The following is a 1,038-nucleotide window of genomic DNA, read 5'->3' on the forward strand; positions in this document are numbered from 1 at the left end:
GGTCAAGCCGACACACATGATCGGCGGCTACGCGCAACTGGCCTACGGCTTCAATTACTACGGCACGGTGGGCTCGAACCGCGATGAGTTCCTGCTGGTGCGCAAGATGAAAAACATCGACTGGCTCGACAGTGAAGAAACGCCCGTAGGCAACCTGCCTTCTCCAGTCAATGCGCCAGTCAATGCGGCAGCCCGCGAAGGAGAAACGTCATGAAGGTGCGCGCACAGATTGCGATGGTGTTGAACCTCGACAAATGCATCGGCTGCCACACGTGCTCGGTCACCTGCAAGAACGTCTGGACGAGCCGCGAAGGCATGGAATACGCGTGGTTCAACAATGTCGAAACAAAGCCCGGCATCGGCTATCCGAAGGAGTGGGAGAACCAGGAGAAGTGGCGCGGCGGCTGGGTGCGCAAGGCCGACGGCAAGATCGAGCCGCGCCTCGGCAGCAAATGGCGCCTGCTCTCGAAGATCTTCGCCAACCCGCATCTGCCCGAGATCGACGACTACTACGAGCCGTTCACCTTCGATTACGCACATCTGCAGGAAGCGGGCAACACGAAAGCGATGCCGGTCGCGCGGCCACGCTCGCTCGTGAGCGGCGAGCGCATGGAAAAAATCGAATGGGGTCCTAACTGGGAAGAGATTCTGGGCGGCGAGTTCGAGAAGCGCTCGAAGGACTATAACTTCGAGAACGTGCAGAAGGACATCTACGGCCAGTTCGAAAACACCTTCATGATGTACCTGCCGCGCCTGTGCGAGCACTGCCTCAACCCGGCGTGCGTAGCCTCCTGCCCGTCCGGCTCGATCTACAAGCGCGAGGAAGACGGCATCGTGCTGATCGATCAGGACAAGTGCCGTGGCTGGCGCATGTGCGTGTCCGGCTGCCCGTACAAGAAGATCTATTACAACTGGAAGAGCGGCAAGGCCGAGAAGTGCATCTTCTGCTATCCGCGCATCGAGGCGGGCCAGCCCACGGTGTGCTCGGAAACCTGCGTGGGCCGCATCCGCTATCTGGGCGTGCTGCTCTACGACGCC

The 1,038-nt window shown here is 60.2% G+C and carries 2 protein-coding genes; both read left to right on the forward strand.

Going from position 1 to position 1,038, the window contains the following annotated elements; translation table 11 throughout:
* Window positions 1-214 (forward strand): hypothetical protein (locus tag HV773_RS36510; protein ID WP_217481981.1); only part of this gene is annotated, 214 nt, incomplete at its 5' end.
* The coding region (gene narH / locus HV773_RS36515; protein ID WP_175198556.1) for a nitrate reductase subunit beta at window positions 211-1,038 on the forward strand (828 nt) is incomplete at its 3' end. The genes HV773_RS36510 and narH, both read left to right, overlap by 4 nt.

This window comes from Paraburkholderia caffeinitolerans, assembly GCF_902859945.1.
Taxonomy (GTDB): Bacteria; Pseudomonadota; Gammaproteobacteria; order Burkholderiales; family Burkholderiaceae; genus Paraburkholderia; species Paraburkholderia caffeinitolerans.